The sequence below is a fragment of the Streptomyces sp. NPDC002564 genome (assembly GCF_042889645.1).
GTDB lineage: Bacteria > Actinomycetota > Actinomycetes > Streptomycetales > Streptomycetaceae > Streptomyces.
The window spans coordinates 428,971-442,050 of the sequence record NZ_JBIARE010000004.1; the positions used below are offsets into that span (position 1 = coordinate 428,971).

General features: G+C 70.6%; 11 protein-coding genes. 5 read left to right on the plus strand and 6 right to left on the minus strand.

Annotation, left to right across the window (positions count from 1 at the left end; translation table 11 throughout):
• Positions 1 to 122 precede the first annotated feature (122 nt).
• Complete coding sequence (locus ACFYXE_RS17210) at positions 123 to 947, plus strand: maleylpyruvate isomerase family mycothiol-dependent enzyme (RefSeq protein WP_361178994.1); 825 nt, start codon at positions 123 to 125, stop codon at positions 945 to 947.
• A 43-nt stretch (positions 948 to 990) separates the two neighbouring features.
• On the opposite strand, the gene ACFYXE_RS17215 is transcribed toward ACFYXE_RS17210, so the two are convergent.
• Together ACFYXE_RS17215 and ACFYXE_RS17220 are read right to left on the minus strand one after the other, a co-directional pair.
• Positions 991 to 2,298: a nitrate/nitrite transporter gene (locus ACFYXE_RS17215; protein WP_389313194.1), complete on the minus strand. Its 1,308-nt coding sequence runs from the start codon at positions 2,296 to 2,298 to the stop codon at positions 991 to 993.
• Entirely contained in the window at positions 2,295 to 2,957 is a 663-nt protein-coding gene (locus ACFYXE_RS17220) for a GntR family transcriptional regulator (protein ID WP_389313195.1), read from the minus strand. Before ACFYXE_RS17220 ends, ACFYXE_RS17215 begins: the two co-directional genes overlap by 4 nt.
• A gap of 226 nt (positions 2,958 to 3,183) precedes the next feature.
• Here ACFYXE_RS17220 and ACFYXE_RS17225 point away from each other — a divergent pair, with 226 nt between their 5' ends.
• The gene (locus ACFYXE_RS17225) at positions 3,184 to 4,080 is read left to right on the plus strand and encodes a D-alanyl-D-alanine carboxypeptidase family protein (RefSeq protein ID WP_389313196.1); all 897 of its coding nucleotides are present in this window, start codon (positions 3,184 to 3,186) and stop codon (positions 4,078 to 4,080) included.
• 79 nt (positions 4,081 to 4,159) lie between these two features.
• Here the strand turns inward: ACFYXE_RS17225 and ACFYXE_RS17230 are convergent, their stop codons facing one another.
• Genes ACFYXE_RS17230 through pdhA form a run of 3 tightly spaced genes read right to left on the minus strand, consistent with a single transcriptional unit; the run spans position 4,160 to position 7,810 of the window.
• Entirely contained in the window at positions 4,160 to 5,608 is a 1,449-nt protein-coding gene (locus tag ACFYXE_RS17230) for a dihydrolipoamide acetyltransferase family protein (RefSeq protein WP_389313654.1), read from the minus strand.
• Positions 5,609 to 5,627: 19 nt separating this feature from the next.
• Positions 5,628 to 6,608, minus strand: a complete 981-nt coding sequence (locus ACFYXE_RS17235; protein WP_389313198.1) for an alpha-ketoacid dehydrogenase subunit beta — start codon at positions 6,606 to 6,608, stop codon at positions 5,628 to 5,630.
• A gap of 2 nt (positions 6,609 to 6,610) precedes the next feature.
• Positions 6,611 to 7,810 carry a pyruvate dehydrogenase (acetyl-transferring) E1 component subunit alpha gene (gene pdhA / locus ACFYXE_RS17240; protein WP_361181063.1) on the minus strand — a complete coding sequence of 400 codons (1,200 nt, stop codon included), beginning with the start codon at positions 7,808 to 7,810 and terminating at the stop codon, positions 6,611 to 6,613.
• A 410-nt stretch (positions 7,811 to 8,220) separates the two neighbouring features.
• On the opposite strand from pdhA, the gene ACFYXE_RS17245 reads away from it, so the two are divergent.
• Together ACFYXE_RS17245 and ACFYXE_RS17250 are read left to right on the plus strand one after the other, a co-directional pair.
• Positions 8,221 to 8,880, plus strand: coding sequence for a response regulator transcription factor (locus tag ACFYXE_RS17245; RefSeq protein ID WP_361181064.1), 660 nt, complete (start codon positions 8,221 to 8,223; stop codon positions 8,878 to 8,880).
• A gap of 139 nt (positions 8,881 to 9,019) precedes the next feature.
• Positions 9,020 to 9,442: a pyridoxamine 5'-phosphate oxidase family protein gene (locus ACFYXE_RS17250; protein ID WP_389313201.1), complete on the plus strand. Its 423-nt coding sequence runs from the start codon at positions 9,020 to 9,022 to the stop codon at positions 9,440 to 9,442.
• A gap of 105 nt (positions 9,443 to 9,547) precedes the next feature.
• Here ACFYXE_RS17250 and ACFYXE_RS17255 read toward each other — a convergent pair whose 3' ends face one another.
• Positions 9,548 to 11,110 (minus strand): protein kinase, encoded by a 1,563-nt coding sequence (locus ACFYXE_RS17255; RefSeq protein WP_361181066.1) that lies wholly within the window; start codon positions 11,108 to 11,110, stop codon positions 9,548 to 9,550.
• Positions 11,111 to 11,417: 307 nt separating this feature from the next.
• Between ACFYXE_RS17255 and ACFYXE_RS17260 the strand changes: the two genes are divergently transcribed.
• Positions 11,418 to 13,061 carry a protein kinase gene (locus tag ACFYXE_RS17260; protein WP_389313203.1) on the plus strand — a complete coding sequence of 548 codons (1,644 nt, stop codon included), beginning with the start codon at positions 11,418 to 11,420 and terminating at the stop codon, positions 13,059 to 13,061.
• The last annotated feature ends 19 nt before the right edge of the window (positions 13,062 to 13,080 follow it).

Here is a 13,080-nt window from a genome sequence, read left to right on the forward strand (position 1 = left end):
CACACGAAAGCACTGCCGGGGTGCCTGCGAGCAGCGTACTGTGAATTTCCGGGGGAGCCCCCCGGACCCCCACCCACGCCACTCAGTCACCCACCGCCCGCGTACGACCGCCGAGGGGTCCCGTGAGTCTCCATCCCAGCCTGCAAACCTACGCCGATGCCTGGACGCATTCCGTGGAAGCGATATCCGAGCTGGTGTCGCCGCTCGCCGAGGGAGAGTGGAACTGGGCCACCCCCTGCCCCGGCTGGTCGATCCGCGACATCGTCTCCCATGTCATAGGCCTCGACTGCGAGATGCTGGGCGACCCCCGCCCGATCCACACCCTCCCCCGCGACCTGTACCACGTACGGACCGAGGGCCAGCGGTACATGGAGATGCAGGTCGACGTGCGGCGCCACCACACCGCGCCGGAGATGACCTCCGAGCTGGAGTACACGATCATCCGCCGCTCCCGGCAGCTGCGGAACGAGTCGCGGGACCCGGCCACGAAGATCCGCGGCCCCCTGGGCACCGAGCACACCCTCGAACTGGCCACGCGACTGCGGGCGTTCGACGTGTGGGTGCACGAGCAGGACCTCCGCACGACGCTGCGCAGGCCCGGCAACATCGACTCGCCCGGCGCCTACGTCACCCGGGACATGCTCCTGCAGGGCCTGCCGAAGGTCGTCGCGAAGAAGGCCGGCGCGCCCGCGGGCTCGGCGGTCGTCTTCGACGTGAGCGGCCCCGTCGAGTTCCTGCGCACCGTGCGGGTCGACGCCGACGGCAAGGGCACCGTCGACAACGCGCCCTCGCTGGGCCCGCTCGCCACGCTCGGCCTCGACTGGGAGACGTACTTCCGGCTCGCGTGCGGCCGGGTGACGTACGCGTCCGTGGCGGACCGCATCAAGATCGAGGGCGATCACGACCTGGCGGACGCGATCCTGCGGGAGTTCGCGGTCACGCCGTAGGCACGGCACGTCCGGGGGCCCCGCGCGGGCCCCCGAGCCGGGCTCAGGCGGGGACGTGCATCGTCTCGACCCGGCTGGCGACGAGCCGCTCCTGCTCGCGCCGCACCGCCTGCCGGCGCAGCCGCAGGATCTGGCACAGCCCCAGCGCCTCCAGCACGAACACCGCGGAGAACGCCACCCGGTAGTTGTCACCGGTCGCGTCGAGCAGCACCCCGATCGCCAGCAGCGTGGTCATGGAGGCGACGAAGCCCCCCATGTTGGTGATGCCGGACGCCGTGCCCTGCCGCTCCGGCGGGTTCGCGGGCCGGGCGAAGTCGAAGCCGATCATCGAGGCGGGCCCGCAGGCGCCGAGCACCGTGCACAGCACGATCAGGAGCCACATCGGCGCGTGGTCGCCGGGGTGGACGAGCACGGACGCCCAGGCGGTGGCCGTCGCCGCGACGGTGCCGAGGGCCAGCGGGAGCCGGGCGGCGTGGTGCCGGGCCACGATCTGCCCGTAGACGAGGCCGATCACCATGTTGGACAGCACGACGAGCGTGAGCAGCTCACCGGCCGTCGCCCGGGACAGGCCCTGCGCCTCGACCAGGAAGGGCAGGCCCCACAGCAGCAGGAAGACCATCGCGGGGAACTGCGTGGTGAAGTGCACCCACAGGCCGAGCCGGGTGCCGGGCTCCCGCCAGGACAGCGCGATCTGCTTGCGCACGAAGGCCGCCCCGGTGTGCGCGGCGGGCTCCGGCTCGTGGCCCTCGGGGTGGTCCTTCAGGAACAGCGACATCAGCACCAGGACGACCACCCCGCACAGCGCGCTGCCCGCGAAGGCCGCGGTCCAGCCCACCGAGTGCAGCAGCCGGGCGAGGACCAGTGTCGAGACGAGGTTGCCCGCCATCCCGACCAGGCCCGCGAGCTGGGCGACCATCGGGCCGCGCCGGGCGGGGAACCAGCGGGTGCCGAGCCGCAGCACGCTGATGAAGGTCAGCGCGTCGCCGCAGCCGAGCAGGGCACGGGAGACGAGCGCCATCGCGTACGTGGGCGAGAAGGCGAAGCCGAGCTGGCCGACCGTGAACAGCACGACGCCGATCGTCAGCACCTTCTTGGTGCCGAGCCGGTCGACCATCAGGCCGACGGGTATCTGCATGCCCGCGTAGACGAGCAGTTGGAGGATGGAGAAGGTCGACAGGGCGGACGCGTTGACGTGGAAGCGGTCCGCCGCGTCGAGCCCGGCCACGCCGAGGGACGTGCGGAAGATGACGGCGACGAAGTAGACGGCGACGCCGATGGACCAGACGAGCACCGCCTTCCTGCCGCCCGGCGGATCGCCGGGCAGGGAGACGGGAGCGGTGGCCGAGCTCACCGGACCTCACCCCGGGCCAGGTTCTGGAACCAGCCGACGTGCCGGGTGACCACGGCGATCGCCGCGTCGGCGTCGCCGCGGCGCAGCGCGTCGAGGATCTCCTCGTGCTCGACCAGCGTCTTGGCGATGCGGTCGGGGTGCGAGTGCATGACGGCGACGCCCATCCGCAACTGCCGGTCCCGCAGCTGGTCGTAGAGGCGCGAGAGGATGTCGTTGCCGCCGCTGCGCACGATCTCCGCATGGAAGCAGCGGTCGGTGACCGCGGCCTGCGCCAGGTCGCCCGCGGCCGCCTGCGCGCGCTGGCGCTCCAGGAGCGCCTCCAGGCGGCCGACGAGGCCGGCCGGCGCGGGCACCGCCTTGCGCACCGCGTGCGTCTCCACGAGCAGCCGGGTCTCGACGACGTCCGCGATCTCCTGCGCCGAGACGGGCAGCACCAGCGCGCCCTTCTTCGGGTAGAGCCGCAGCAGCCCCTCGACCTCCAGCTTGAGCAGCGCCTCGCGCACCGGGGTCCGGGAGACCCCCACGGCCTCGGCGAGCTCGCCCTCGGTCAGCAGCGTGCCGCCCTCGTAGCGGCGCTCCAGGACGGCTTGCTTGACGTGTGCGTAGACGCGTTCGGCGGCGGGCGGGCGCTTGGCGGCGCTCAGGGCGGTGGCTGGCATGCGCACAGCATAGATACAACAGGTATACGCGGGAATCCCCGTCCACATGCCGGGCACCCGTCCCGTACGACGCATGCGGGGCCTTCCGTCACCCGGGCGGGACGGGGCACGGGAAACGAAGGAATTTCACAGCCTTCCCGGCACATCCATCCGCCCCTCTCGCTCGTCTACTGAGTGAGCGGCACCCTCATGCCGCCATATTCCAGGGGCATTTGGAGCATTCAACTTGAATACCGGCATTAAGGGCGTACGCCGCGCATCCGCCGTTCTCGTCACCGCGAGCGCACTGGTGGCCGGCGGCGCCCTCACCTCCCCGGCCCACGCGGCCGCACCGCCGAAGCCCTCCATCGTCGCCAAGGGCGGCTATGTGATGAACAACGGCAACGGCAGGACCCTGTACACGAAGGCGGCGGACACCCGCCGGTCCACCGGTTCCACCACCAAGATCATGACGGCCCGCGTCGTGCTCGGCCAGCGGAACCTGAACCTGGACTCCAAGGTCAAGGTCGACAAGGCCTACAGCGACTACATCGTCCGCAACAACTACGCCTCGTCGGCGCGGCTGATCGTCGGCGACAAGGTCACCGTGCGCCAGCTCCTGTACGGCCTGATGCTGCCGTCCGGCTGCGACGCCGCGTACGCGCTGGCGGACAAGTTCGGCAAGGGCTCGACCCGCGCCAAGCGCGTGAAGAGCTTCATCGGCCAGATGAACTCGACCGCCCGGTCCCTCGGCCTGCGGAACACGCACTTCGACTCGTTCGACGGCATCGGGCACGGCGCGAACTACTCGACGCCCCGCGACCTCACAAAGCTCGCGAGCAGCGCGATGAAGTACTCCACGTTCCGCACGGTCGTGAAGACGAAGTCCACGACGCAGAAGGTCACCACGAAGTCCGGTGGCTACCGCAACATGTCGTGGTCGAACACCAACAACCTGCTCGGCTCCTACCGCGGCACCATCGGCGTGAAGACGGGCTCCGGCCCCGAGGCGAAGTACTGCCTCGTCTTCGCCGCCACGCGGAGCGGCAAGACCGTCGTCGGCACGGTGCTCACCTCCTCGTCCCTGAACAACCGCACCAAGGACGCGAAGAAGCTCCTCGACTACGGCTTCAAGGTCGCCTGACACCGGGTCGCCCGAGGCGAAAGGGGGGTCCACCGCACACGTGCGGTGGACCCCCCTTTTCTTGTGCCTGCGGCAGGCGCTACGCCCAGGTGAGCAGCCGCTTGGGGTGCTCGAGGACCGCCGCCACGTCGGCGAGCACCTTGGAGCCGAGCTCGCCGTCCACCAGGCGGTGGTCGAAGGAGAGCGCGAGCGTCGTCACCTGACGGGGCTTGACCTTGCCCTTGTGCACCCACGGCTGGAGCTTGATCGAGCCGACGGCGAGGATCGCGGACTCGCCGGGGTTCAGGATCGGGGTGCCCGTGTCGACGCCGAAGACGCCGACGTTCGTGATCGTGACCGTGCCGCCCTGCATGGCGCCGGGCGACGTCTTGCCCGCGCGCGCCGTGGCCACCAACTCGCCGAGCGACTCGGCCAGTTCGGGCAGGGTCTTGGCGTGCGCGTCCTTGATGTTCGGCACGATCAGACCGCGCGGGGTGGCCGCGGCGATGCCCAGGTTCACATAGTGCTTCTGGACGATCTCCTGACGGGCCTCGTCCCAGGCGGCGTTCACGTCCGGGTTGCGCCTGATCGCCACGAGCAGGGCCTTGGAGATGAGCAGCAGCGGATTGACCCGCAGCCCCTCGAGGCCGTACTTGGCGGCGTCCCGCTTGAACTCCTCGATCAGCTTCATCGTGCGCGTCACGTCGACCGTGACGAACTCGGTGACGTGCGGCGCGGTGAACGCCGAGCCGACCATCGCCTGCGCGGTGACCTTGCGGACGCCCTTGACCGGGATACGGGTCTCGCGGGCGTCCGTGCCGCCCACCGGGGCGGACGCGGCGGCCGGGGCGGGCTCGGCGGCGGGGGCGGGCGCCTGCGGGGCCGGGGCGGCGGGGGCCGGGGCCACGGCCGCGTGCACGTCCTCGCGGGTGATGATGCCGTCCGGGCCGGACGGGGTGACCGTCGACAGGTCGACGCCGAGGTCCTTGGCGAGCTTGCGCACCGGCGGCTTGGCGAGCGGCCGGGTGCCGTTGTGCCCGTTCACCGGGGCGGGAGCGGGTGCGGGTGCCACCGGCTCGGGCGCGGGTGCCACCGGCTCGGGCGCGGCCGCGGAGGCCCCGCCGGCCGCGGCCTTGCGGGCCCGGCGCTTCGTCGAGGACTCGGCGACGCCGTAGCCCACGAGCACGGGCGTGCGGCCCTCCTTGACGGGCTCCTCCGCCGGGGCGGCGGGGGCCGGGGTCTCGGGGCCCGGGGCGATCCCGGCGGCCGGAGCGGCCTGCGCGGCCGGGGCCGCCCCGCCCGACACGTCGACCGAGATGATCACCTGGCCGACGTCGACCGTGGTGCCCTCGGGGAAGCGCAGCTCGCGCACGGTGCCGTTGAACGGGATGGGCAGCTCGACCGCCGCCTTGGCCGTCTCGACCTCGCACACGACCTGGCCGTCGGTGACGGTGTCACCGGGCTGGACGTACCACTTGAGGATCTCGGCCTCGGTGAGCCCTTCGCCCACGTCGGGCATCCTGAACTCGGCCGGAGCGATGTCAGTCATCGTCGTCACGCCCCTCTCCTCAGTACGCAAGCGAGCGGTCGACGGCGTCGAGCACCCGGTCCAGACCCGGCAGGTACTCCTCCTCCAGACGCGCCGGCGGGTACGGCGCGTGATAGCCGCCGACCCGCAGCACGGGCGCCTCCAGGTGGTAGAAGCACCGCTCGGTGATGCGCGCGGCGATCTCCGCGCCGGTGCCCAGGAAGACCGGGGCCTCGTGTACGACGACGAGGTGGCGCGTCTTCTCCACCGAGGCCTGCACCGCGTCGAAGTCGACGGGCGACATCGAGCGCAGGTCCAGGACCTCCAGGGACTTGCCCTCCTCCTCGGCGGCCGCGGCCGCCTCCAGGCAGACCTTCACCATCGGGCCGTACGCCGCGAGGGTCAGGTCGGTGCCCTCCCGGGCCACGACGGCCCGGTGCAGGGGGCCGGGGACGGCGTCCTTGTCGACCTCGCCCTTGTCCCAGTAGCGCCGCTTCGGCTCGAAGAAGATGACCGGGTCGTCGCTCTGGATGGCCTGCTGCATCATCCAGTAGGCGTCCGCCGCGTTGGACGGGGAGACCACCTTGAGGCCCGCCACGTGCGCGAAGAGCGTCTCGGGCGACTCGCTGTGGTGCTCGACGGCACCGATGCCGCCGCCGTACGGGATGCGGATGACGACCGGCATCTTGATCTTGCCGAGCGCGCGGGCGTGCATCTTCGCCAGCTGCGTGACGATCTGGTCGTACGCCGGGAAGACGAAGCCGTCGAACTGGATCTCCACCACGGGGCGGTAGCCGCGCAGGGCCAGGCCGATGGCCGTGCCCACGATGCCCGACTCGGCGAGCGGGGTGTCGATGACCCGGTCCTCGCCGAAGTCCTTCTGCAGGCCGTCCGTGACACGGAAGACGCCGCCGAGCTTGCCGACGTCCTCGCCCATGATGAGGACCTTGGGGTCGGCCTCCAGGGCCGTGCGCAGCGATTCGTTGATCGCCTTGGCGATGGGAAGTTTCTGTACGGCCATGGTTACTTGACCTCTCCGCCCGCCGGGGCGTCCGCGAACGACGCCTGGTAGGCGGCGAACTGGGCGCGCTCCTCGTCCACGAGCGCGTGGCCGTCCGCGTACACGTTCTCGAAGATCGCCATCAGGTCGGGGTCCGGCATCGCCCGCACCACCTCACGCACCCGCTTGCCCAACGCTTCGCTCTCCTCGTCGAGTTCCGCGAAGAACCCCTCGTCGGCGTGCCCCTCGGACTCCAGGTAGGCCCGCAGCCGCAGGATCGGGTCCTTGGCCTCCCAGGCCTCCCGCTCCTCGTCCCTGCGGTACTTGGTCGGGTCGTCGGAGGTGGTGTGCGCGCCCATGCGGTAGGTGAACGCCTCGATGAGCGCCGGGCCCTCGCCCGTGCGCGCCCGCTCCAGGGCCCACTTGGTCACGGCGAGGACGGCGAGCACGTCGTTGCCGTCGACCCGCACACCGGGGAAACCGAAGCCCTGCGCGCGCTGGTAGAGCGGCACCCGGGTCTGCTTCTCGGTGGGCTCGGAGATCGCCCACTGGTTGTTCTGGCAGAAGAAGACGACCGGGGCGTTGTAGACCGCGGAGAAGGTGAACGATTCGGCCACGTCGCCCTGGCTGGAGGCGCCGTCGCCGAAGTACGCGATCACGGCCGAGTCGGCACCGTCCTTGGCGACGCCCATGGCGTAGCCGGTGGCGTGCAGCGTCTGCGAACCGATGACGATCGTGTACAGGTGGAAGTTGTTGCTGTTCGGGTCCCAGCCGCCGTTGTTCACGCCGCGGAACATGCCGAGCAGGTTCGTCGGGTCGACGCCGCGGCACCAGGCGACGCCGTGCTCGCGGTACGTGGGGAACACGTAGTCGTCGTCACGGGTGGCGCGGCCGGAGCCGATCTGGGCGGCCTCCTGGCCGAGCAGCGAGGCCCACAGACCCAGCTCGCCCTGGCGCTGGAGGTTCGTGGCCTCGGAGTCGAAGCGGCGGGTGAGGACCATGTCGCGGTAGAGGCCGCGCAGCTCCTCGGCGGTGATGTCCGCGACGTACGCGTCGTACACGGCGTTCTTCGCGTGCTTGACCCGCTTGCCCTCGGGGGTCAGCAGCTGTACGAGCTCGGGCTCCGTGCTTTTCTGCGGCGCGGGCTTCTTGGCGCTCGCGCGCTTCCCGCCGCCGGTACTGCTGCGGCGCGGTGTGCGCGCGGCGGTGCTCTCCACGGTCACGTGTGCTCCTCCGTCGGTCCGGCCCCCGGGATTACCGGGAACTGGGGGTCCCCCCTGCTCTTCCAGAGCTCGGGGGAGCGGCTCGCCTGCTCCGTGCCCGCGCACGGGGTGGGTACGACTCGGCCGGGAACAGGCGTGACAGGTGCCCCGGCGAGCTCCCTGCACAAAGCACGTTACCCAGTGCTTCCCATTTCTGTGAAACCCCGTCTGACCTGCGAATTTGCTTGGATTTCCAAGTATCTGACTGCTTGGATTTCCGAGTAAATCGAGAAAGTCGGGAACAGTTCCTGGTCACAGCACTGATCACAGCCTGGCAGGGGGCCGGAACACCGGCACGTTATCCCGGCCACCCCGCGCATTGGAAGGGTTCCGCCCGGGCACGGAAAGAGAACGTGTGTGAGACTGGCTTCGTGCGCGAAGACGGAAAAATTACGGTATTTCTCCTCGACGACCACGAAGTGGTCCGGCGTGGAGTCCATGAGCTGCTCTCCGTGGAGTCCGACATCGAGGTCGTCGGCGAGGCGGGTACCGCGGCGGACGCCCTGGTCAGGATCCCGGCGACACGGCCCGACGTGGCCGTGCTCGACGTGCGCCTGCCGGACGGCAGCGGCGTGGAGGTGTGCCGCGAGATCCGCTCGCAGAACGAGGACATCAAGTGCCTGATGCTGACCTCGTTCGCCGACGACGAGGCCCTCTTCGACGCAATCATGGCCGGGGCCTCCGGCTATGTCCTCAAGGCCATCCGGGGCAACGAGCTCCTGACCGCCGTCCGTGACGTGGCCGCCGGCAAGTCGCTGCTCGACCCCGTGGCCACCGCCCGGGTGCTGGAGCGGCTGCGCGACGGCAACAACCCCAAGGGCGACGACCGGCTGGCCAACCTGACCGAGCAGGAGCGGAAGATCCTCGACCTGATCGGCGAGGGCCTGACCAACCGCGTGATCGGCGAAAGGCTGCACCTGGCCGAGAAGACGATCAAGAACTACGTCTCCAGCCTGCTCTCCAAGCTGGGCATGGAGCGCCGCTCCCAGGCCGCCGCGTACGTGGCGCGCATGCAGGCGGAGAAGCACTGACGCGTTCCCCGGCCCGGGCGGAGTGGTCCGCCCGGGGCGGACGGCAAGGAGCGCCCCTCGGTTGAGGGACTTACGTCCTCGCTTTGTGGGGGCGGGATCCCCTTTCCCGACACCGCGTCCATGAACCAAGGTGGGGGTCATGCCCACCGACGAACAGCTCGCCTTCGAACTGCTCAGCCGCACCGACTACGGCCGGGTGGCGACCAGCATGCGCGCGCTGCCCTTCCTCGCGGCGTCCCGGCACATCGTCGTGGACGGGAAGATCCTGCTGCGCATGCACCGGGGGTACGGCTACCACCAGGCCTGCATCGGCAGCGTCGTCGCGTACGGCGCGGACAACCTCAACGCGGCGGACGCCCGCGAGGGCCAGTGGACGGTCCAGCTGGTCGGCGTCTGCGAGGCGATCGAGCCGACCACCGCGGAGCTCGAACTCTTCGGCCCCGGACCGCACTTCGTGGACGGGGAGCTCTTCGACCCGGTCTACCTGCGGATAGAGCCGCAGTTCACCACCGTGCACACCCTGCGGGCCGGGCACGACCGGCTGCTCCAGCACATGCTCTGACCCCATTCGGACCTCGCCCGGATCCCGCTCGGACCTCCGGGAACGCCACAGGGCCGGACCGCACTGCGGTCCGGCCCTGTGGCGTCGGAGATCGGGGGGCGGGGCTCAGAGGCCGTCGCCCGCGCCGCCGTTGTCGGCGCCCGCGTCGTCCTCGCCCGGGTCCGTCGGGTCGTCGGTCGGCTCCGGCGGGTCCTCGGTCGGCTCCGACGGCTTCGAGGTCGGCGTCGTCGGGTCCTGCGTGGGCGTCGTCGGCTCGTTCGTCGGCTGGGTGGGCCGGTTCGTCGGCCGGGTCGGCCCGGTCGGCCGGTTCGTCGGCGAGGTGTAGTCCGTCTGGCCGCCGGTGTCGGTGCCCGGCTCCGTCTCCTCGTCCGTCGGGTCCTCTTCCGCGCTCTTGCTCGGCTTCTTGGACTCGGACTGCTTCGTGGCCGGAGACTTCGGCGGGTCCTTCTTGTCCTTGGTGTCGCCCGCGCCCACCGCGAACGCCACTCCCACCGCGATGGCGATGACCGCGAGCACGGCGAAGATCCACATCTTGCCGCGGCCGCCGCCCTTGCCGCCGCGGTGACCGCCGTCGAAGCCGCCGTCGTCACCCGGCGGGCGCAGCATCGGGCTGGGGATCTGCGCGGTCCCGGAGTCCGGGTGGGCCATCGCGGTGGTGCCCGCGACCCCCATGGCCGGCGTGTTGCCGCCCTCGTGCATCTCCACGGGCCCGGTGTTCCAGGTGCCCGTGTGGCTGCCCTGCTCGTGCAGCATCTGCAGCCCGTACTGGACGAGGCCGCGCATCTCCTCGGCGGTCTGGAACCGGTCGTCCGGGTCCTTGGCCAGCGAGCGCATCACCAGCCCGTCCAGCTCCGGCGGCGCCGCGTCCGACACCTCGGACGGCGGTACGGCCTGGTCCTGGACGTGCTGGTAGACGACCGAGAGCGGCGTCTCACCGGTGAACGGGGGCCGCAGCGCGAGGAGTTCGTAGAGGAGACAGCCGGTCGCGTACAGGTCGGAGCGGTGGTCGACGGCCTTGCCGAGCGCCTGCTCCGGGGAGAGGTACTGGGGCGTGCCCATGACCATGCCGGTCTGGGTCATCGTCGACTGCGCGCCGTGCAGGGCGCGCGCGATGCCGAAGTCCATCACCTTGACCGCGCCGGTGTTGGTGATGATCACGTTCGCCGGCTTGATGTCGCGGTGCACGATGCCGTGCTGGTGCGAATAGGCCAGCGCCTCCAGGACGCCGGACACGATGATCAGGGCCTGCTCGGGGCCCGGGGCCTCCGCGTTGATCAGCAGATCGCGGATCGTCCGGCCCTCGACGATCTCCATGACGATGTACGGGACCACGTTCGGCCCGACGACGTCTTCACCGGAGTCGTACACGGCCACCACGGCGTGGTGGTTCAGGCCCGCGACGGACTGCGCCTCGCGCGTGAAACGCGCCTTGGAGACGGGGTCCTCCGCGAGGTCGGAGCGGAGCAGTTTGACCGCGACGGTGCGGCCGAGACGTACGTCCTCGGCCGCGAACACCTCGGCCATGCCGCCCCGGCCGAGTCTGTGGGTCAGCCGGTACCGGCCGTCGCCGACGAGCCCGCCGTTGCCCCACAATTCAGGCGCGTCTGACATACCGCCGCCAGACGCCTCGGGGTCGGACGGGCCCTGAGCGCGCTGCGTCTGTGCCATCAGTCCTCGCCGTCGTTTCTGGTCGTGGTACTTGGTGCTGAGTACGTCGCGAACGGGGTACTCCGTCGGGCCACGCTACAGCCTTCGCGCCACCCACCGGTCCGACGTGGACCGGTCATCAAAGCGGTCCCGGGGTCCCGTGCGCAAACTTGTAACGCTTCCGAGACGCTTCTTGCGCGTACGGTCACGGAACGGGCACCGAGCTTGACGCGTCATCGTCCTCGGGCAGACTTGGCCTGGAATAGGCGGTAAATCGATCACCAGCCGCGGAGCCGTCCGGCAGCCGCGCCGATGGGGGACGCACGAGATGAGCAGCCAGGACGGCGCACAGGGGCGGTACGCGGGGCGTTCGCTGGCCGGCGGCCGCTACCAACTGCGTGATCTGCTCGGCGAAGGCGGCATGGCGTCGGTGCACCTGGCGTACGACACCGTGCTCGACCGGCAGGTCGCCATCAAGACGCTGCACACCGAACTCGGCCGCGAACAGTCCTTCCGCGAGCGTTTCCGCCGCGAGGCCCAGTCGGTGGCGAAGCTCACGCACACCAACATCGTGTCGGTCTTCGACACCGGCGAGGACGACCTGGACGGCACGACGATGCCGTACATCGTCATGGAGTACGTCGAGGGCCGGCCGCTCGGCTCCGTCCTGGACGCCGCCGTGGCGCAGTCCGGCGCGATGCCCAGCGACCAGGCGCTGAAGATCACCGCGGACGTCCTCGCGGCCCTGGAGATCAGCCACGAGATGGGCCTGGTCCACCGCGACATCAAGCCCGGCAACGTGATGATGACCAAGCGCAACGTCGTGAAGGTCATGGACTTCGGCATCGCCCGCGCCATGCAGTCCGGCGTCACCTCCATGACCCAGACCGGCATGGTCGTCGGCACCCCGCAGTACCTCTCCCCCGAGCAGGCCCTGGGTCGCGGCGTGGACGCGCGCTCCGACCTCTACTCCGTCGGCATCATGCTCTTCCAGCTGGTGACCGGGCGGCTGCCGTTCGAGGCGGACTCGCCGCTCGCCATCGCGTACGCGCACGTCCAGGAGGAGCCGGTCGCGCCCTCCTCGATCAACCGCGCCCTGCCGCCCGCGGTCGACGCGATCGTCGCCCGCGCGCTCAAGAAGAACCCGAACGAGCGCTTCCCCACCGCCGAGGCGATGCGGGACGAGTGCCTGCGCGTGGCCCAGTCCTTCCAGGCGGCGGCCCCCAGCATCGTGCCGGGCGCGCAGACGGCGAGCGGCGCGGGCGTCGGCGCCGCGGTCTTCCCGCCCGTCGACACCTCGCTCCCGCAGAACGGCAGCGTCCAGACCCCGTACCAGCCCGGTCCGTACGGCCCGCCGACCCCGGCCCCGACGCCCGCGCCCACCCCGGGCTACGGCTACCCGCAGCAGGGCTACCAGACCCCGCCGCCCCACAACGCCTACGCCCCGCAGCAGGGCGCGCACACCCCGCCGCCGTACAACCTCGCGCCGCAGCCCGCGACCGCGGCGTCCCCGGGCGGCTCCGGCGGCCCGGGGAACCGCAAGCGGAACATGCCGGTCGTCGTCGGCTCGATCGTCGTCGCGCTCATCGCGATCGGCGGACTGGTCACCGCGCTGACCATGAGCGGCGGGGACGACGACAAGAAGGAAGGCTCCGGCGACAAGTCGAAGCAGCCGGTGGCGGGGTACAAGGGGCCCGATCGCAACAACGTGATCGACACCGAGAAGTGCACCGACCCCGAGGTCGGCTACAACGACGAGAACAAGATCAAGGTCCCGGACTTCACGTTCAAGGACTGGAAGTCGGCCCTGTCGTGCCTGCAGGCCGCCGGCTGGAGCTACGACAAGCGCATGATCAACGAGAACGCGTACGGCAAGGACACCGTCATGCGGCAGACCCCGAAGGAAGGCACGGAGGTCGACCCGAAGGGTCTCGACATCCAGTTCGACATCTCCACGGGCAACCCGGCCTGACCGGTCCCGGAACGCGGAG